Genomic DNA, 4,671 nt, shown 5'->3' with positions numbered 1-4,671 from the left:
CCCCCCCCCCCCCCCCCCCACCCCCCCCCCCCCCCCCCCCCCCCCCCCCCCCCCCCCCCCCCCCCTACAGGGGGGCGTTTATCAGATTGCGGCCAGGGTTTCTTTCACGGCTTGTGCCGGGTCAGTGGCTTTGGCAGCCACTTGCTGATCCTGCTGCTCCTTCACGCGTTCAGCCACTTGCTTGGCGATTGCGTCCTGTTTTTCCTGCGGCATGGCCTGCACTTCTTCCTCGGTCAAACCCTGTTCCTTGAGCAGTTGCTCACGGATACGCTCGGCCGGGGTTTTGTTCATGTAGTCGGTGAAGTCAGCGCGGGCAGTGCTGGTGCTGGAACCGGCGGCCGGCACATCGGTGGTCGCCGCAGGGGCTGCGGTGGTGGCTTGCAACTGCACGCGGGTCTTGGCGAAGGCCTCGTCGATACGGTCGTTGGCCTTGTCCAGGTCCTTTTGCGCGGCCGGTACGGTCACGCTTTGCTGCGCGGCTTGCAGGGCGCCGCTGTACAGCGTGCTGGCGGCGGCGTTGGCCGGGTCCATGTCGGCACGCTTGAGCTGTTGCACGGTGGAAATGGCTTGGGTGTTGTTGTTGATCAGCATGATTGCTCACCTGGGGTGTGTTCGGTGCCACAGGTGGAGCAAATAGCGTGCCGGGGGCCATGCCCCCGTATTTATTGGGGCTGACGCGGCCGTCGCGGCAAGTATTGTCCTGTCGACGGCCGATCCTTGCCGTCAGTGGGCGATGTTCTCCAGCGCCAGGTTGCGCGTGCGCGGCCCGAACCCACTGATGGTGATCATCACGATCAACATGCTGCTGGCAATGAACGCGAGTACGCCGGGCGTGCCCAGGTGGTCGAGGATCAACCCGATCAACAGGCTGCTGAACACCGTGGACAAGCGGCTGAACGAGTAGCAGAACCCCACCGCCCGCGCACGGATGTTGGTGGGGAACAGCTCGCTCTGGTACGAGTGATAGCTGAAACTGAGCCAGGCGTTGCAGAAGGTGATCATCACCCCGCAGATCACCAGGCCCACCGCCGTGGTTTGCAGGGCGAACAGGCTGCCGAAGATCATCGCGCCCAAGGCTGAGCCGACAATCTGCCATTTGTTCTCAAAGCGATTGGCCACCTTCACGAACAGCAACGGCCCCAGCGGGTAGGCCAGGGTGATGATGAACGCGTACATCAGGCTGTGGGTCACGCTGACGCCCTGGCCCGACAGCAATGCCGGCAACCAATTGCCGAAGCCGAAGAAACCGATGGCCTGGAACACATGGAACACGATCAGCATCAACGCGCGGCGGCGGTATGGCGGTTGCCAGATATCGGCAAAGCGGCCGCTGCCTTGCACGCTGACCGCCTCGGGCTCTGGCGCATCCAGGGGCTTGCCGTGATCCTTCTGGCAGCGGGCTTCCAGGGTGTCGAGGATCGCACTGGCTTCCTCGAAGCGGCCTTTCTGCGCCAGCCAGCGTGGTGATTCCGGCAGGCGTTTGCGCAGCCACCAGATAAACAGCGCAAACACTGCACTGGCCAACACCACCCAGCGCCAGCCGGAAATGCCAAACGGCGCTTGGGGCACCAGCCACCACGACATCAGCGCCACGGCTGGCACCGACAGGAACTGCACAAAAAACGCAAAGGCAAACGCCGAGCTGCGCATGCGCTTGGGTACCAGTTCCGACAGGTAGGCATCGATGGTCACCAACTCGATCCCCAGGCCAATGCCCACCAGAAAACGCATGCAGATAATGCCCAGGGCGGAGGTCTGGATCCCCATCAACACCGTGGCGACGGTGTACCAGACCAGCGCGAAGGTGAAGATTGCACGGCGCCCGAAACGGTCGGCAATCGGGCTGAGCAGGCTGGCGCCGAGGAACAGGCCGAGGAAGGTGGCTGAGGCGAACGCGGCCTGGTCCGAGAAGCCGAACACGCCCTCGCTGCCGGTGTGGAACAGCCCGTCGCTGATCAGGCCCGGGCTGATGTAGGCGGTCTGGAACAGGTCATACAGCTCGAAAAAACCGCCAATCGACAACAGCGCCACCAGGCGCCAGACGGTGGCGACGGCGGGCAGGCGGTCAATGCGCGCGCTGATATGGGCGGCACGGATCGGGTCGATACCGTCCGTGGCAGAGGCAGTGAGTGTCGACATGAGCGAGATTCCAGGAGCAGTGGCCTGGAATCTTAGCTGGCTAACGGAAATCGGTGCATGTGAAGTTGCCTGTGTTTGGCCTCACATTCACCGATTTATTGCGCCAAGGCGTTGTGTTTGCAGGTTTTATGGCGCGGGGCTCAGTTGTGACCGTCCAGGGCAAATTTCTGGAAACCCGGGCGCTGGCTGAGCCGCTGGTAATACGCCTCGACCGCCGGGTAGTGCGGGTGCTCCAGCGGCGCGTTGCGCCAGCGGTGTACCGACAGGCCGACGAGGATGTCGGCGAGGCTGAACTCATCACCGGCCACATAGGCGCCCGTTTTCAGCAACTGTTGCTCCAGCAGGCCCATCTTGTCATTCCAGGCCTGCACGCCCGCGTTGATGCGTTGCGGGTCCTGGTAGTCCGGGTTCTGGCGCACCAGGGCGTGGAACGCATAGCCCCATGACGGGTTGAGTTCGGTGGCTTGCCAGTCCATCCATTGCTCCACCCGAGCCCGTGGGGCGGGCTCGGCAGGCAGCAGGTCGTGGCGTTGGTAGAGGCCTACGAGGTAACGGCAGATGGTGTTGGATTCCCACAGCACGCCATGGTCGTCGATCAGCACCGGCACCTGGGCGTTGGGGTTCAGGGCGAGGAACTCAGGGGACTGGGTGGGGCTGTAGCCGATGCCCCAGTCTTCGCGGTGGTAGTCGATGCCCAGTTCCTGGCAGGTCCAGAGGACTTTTCGCACGTTGATAGAGGACGTACGGCCGAGGATTTTCAGTGAGTGTCCCATGGTGCTTCCCTGTCGCTGAAGATGACCTGAAGGAATCTAGCAGCGGTGCACGCTCGAAGCTACGCCGACGTGGCGGGTAGCGCCGATGCGGGCAGGCCGAAGGTGCGGTCGAACAGCCAGTTGAAGGTAAAGGTGTAGCAGGGGATGAACAGGATCAGCGCCAGGTCCAGCAGGAACGCCTGCACCAGGCTCACGTTCATCCACCAGGCGATCAGCGGAATCAGGAACACGATCAGCGTCAGCTGGAACCCTACCGCGTGGGCGATGCGCCGTTTGACCGTGCGCGTGCGGTCATGCTGGCGGCTTTCCCAACGCTCGAACAGCGAGGTGTAGATGAAGTTCCAGGTGACCGCGACGGTGGTGATCACCACGGCCAGGGGCCCGGTGCTGGAGGGGTGTGTGCCGGACAGCAGCGCCAGGCCGAGAGCCGAGAAGGTCATGCCGATCAGCTCATAGAGCGACACATACACCAGTTTGCGTTTCACGCCTTGCATACCGCTTCCTCTTTTTTCGGGTGACAGGAACGTCACTAGGCGCGGAAGATAGCGTCAATATGACTGACACAAAAAGTCAGAAGCTTTCAGTTTTATTGACAGGTGGCGAGATGAGCTTTTCCAGCGACAGCGTTGAAGTGTTCCTGGCAGTGGTGGAGGGCGGCTCGTTTTCAGCGGCGGCGCGGGCACTGGGCAAGGTGCCTTCGGCGGTGAGCATGGGCATTGCCAACCTTGAGGCTGAACTGGGTTACCTGCTGTTTGATCGCAGCCACCGCGAGCCGGTGCCCACCGACCTCGCGCTGGCGCTGATCCCCCATGCGCGGTTGATGGCCGAACAGCTCAAGCAGTTGCAGGTGCATGCGTTGCAACTGTCCCAGGGGCTGGAAAGCAAGTTGTCGATCGGTGTGGGGGTGGATATCAATACTCGGCGTTTGCTCGCGGCCATCGCCGACATCAGCGAGCAATTTCCACTGTTGGAAATCGAAGTGCTGACGGCGCCACAAGATGACGTGTTGCAGTTGCTGCACAGCGGGCGCGTGCAGGTGTGCGTGGTGTTTGCAGGGCTGAGCGTGAACGTGCTGGAGCGTTTTCAGTTTGTCGCCAGTGAGCAGTTGATCGCCTGTATCGGCCCGCACCATCCGCAGGCGCAAGGCGAGCCGTTTCTGGAAGACCTGGTGCGGGTACGCCAGATTCTGGTGGCGGGCCGGGACAGTCCTCTCAGCGATCGCCGCCCACTCGTGGGGCAATCCTATTGGCGTACCGACAGCTTGGGCATGGCGCTGGACATGGTCGAGGCGGGCTTGGGTTGGGGCAATTTCCCGCAGTCGGCGGTGGCGCCATTGCTGGCGGCAGGCCGGTTGCGGCGGCTGAACTTCAAGAACATCGAGAACGGGCTGGCGATGGTGGTGAACGCGGTGTGGTTGAAGCATCAGCCGTTGCACAAAGGCGCCTCGGCGCTGGTACAACGGCTGGCCAACCCGGACTGACCCGCCACATCACCGTAGGAGCCGGCACGGTCAAAATGTGGGAGCTGGCTTGCCTGCGATAGCGGCAGATCGGCCGGCACAGCATTGCCTGACAAGCCGCCATCGCCGGCAAGCCGGCTCCTACCTCTCAAGCGGGCACGGTCGAAATGTGGGAGCTGGCTTGCCTGCGATAGCGGTGGATTGGCCGGCACATCATTGCCAGACAAGCCGCCATCGCCGGCAAGCCGGCTCCTACCTCTCAAGCGGGCACGGTCGAAATGTGGGAGCTGGCTTGCCTGT

5 protein-coding genes are annotated in these 4,671 nt (G+C 62.8%); 1 reads left to right on the top strand and 4 read right to left on the bottom strand.

Annotated features, from left to right (window positions below):
- Positions 1–81 precede the first annotated feature (81 nt).
- The 4 genes from AC07OV_RS29940 to AC07OV_RS29925 all read right to left on the bottom strand — a co-directional run bounded on the left by AC07OV_RS29940 (position 82) and on the right by AC07OV_RS29925 (position 3,406).
- Complete coding sequence (locus AC07OV_RS29940) at positions 82–591, bottom strand: hypothetical protein (protein ID WP_176994219.1); 510 nt, start codon at positions 589–591, stop codon at positions 82–84.
- Between the two features lie 132 nt (positions 592–723).
- Positions 724–2,139, bottom strand: a complete 1,416-nt coding sequence (locus AC07OV_RS29935; RefSeq protein WP_494997191.1) for an MFS transporter — start codon at positions 2,137–2,139, stop codon at positions 724–726.
- Positions 2,140–2,279: 140 nt separating this feature from the next.
- Positions 2,280–2,912, bottom strand: coding sequence for a glutathione S-transferase family protein (locus AC07OV_RS29930; protein ID WP_494997192.1), 633 nt, complete (start codon positions 2,910–2,912; stop codon positions 2,280–2,282).
- A 59-nt stretch (positions 2,913–2,971) separates the two neighbouring features.
- A complete protein-coding gene (locus tag AC07OV_RS29925; protein WP_494997193.1) occupies positions 2,972–3,406 on the bottom strand; it encodes a PACE efflux transporter in 435 nt (144 codons plus the stop codon).
- A gap of 110 nt (positions 3,407–3,516) precedes the next feature.
- Between AC07OV_RS29925 and AC07OV_RS29920 the strand changes: the two genes are divergently transcribed.
- On the top strand, positions 3,517–4,392 hold the full coding sequence (locus AC07OV_RS29920; protein ID WP_494997194.1) for a LysR family transcriptional regulator: 876 nt from the start codon (positions 3,517–3,519) through the stop codon (positions 4,390–4,392).
- The last annotated feature ends 279 nt before the right edge of the window (positions 4,393–4,671 follow it).

It is taken from the genome of Pseudomonas sp. GW821-FHT09A09 (assembly GCF_059418405.1).
The sequence above is the reverse complement of the archived record's forward strand: the minus strand, read 5'-3'. Positions and strand labels throughout refer to the sequence as shown.

Bases quoted from the DNA above. Each gene is read 5' to 3' on its own strand.
- AC07OV_RS29940 (WP_176994219.1), bottom strand. From the start codon at position 591: ATGCTGATCAACAACAACACCCAAGCCATTTCCACCGTGCAACAGCTC.
- AC07OV_RS29935 (WP_494997191.1), bottom strand. From the start codon at position 2,139: ATGTCGACACTCACTGCCTCTGCCACGGACGGTATCGACCCGATCCGT.
- AC07OV_RS29930 (WP_494997192.1), bottom strand. From the start codon at position 2,912: ATGGGACACTCACTGAAAATCCTCGGCCGTACGTCCTCTATCAACGTG.
- AC07OV_RS29925 (WP_494997193.1), bottom strand. From the start codon at position 3,406: ATGCAAGGCGTGAAACGCAAACTGGTGTATGTGTCGCTCTATGAGCTG.
- AC07OV_RS29920 (WP_494997194.1), top strand. From the start codon at position 3,517: ATGAGCTTTTCCAGCGACAGCGTTGAAGTGTTCCTGGCAGTGGTGGAG.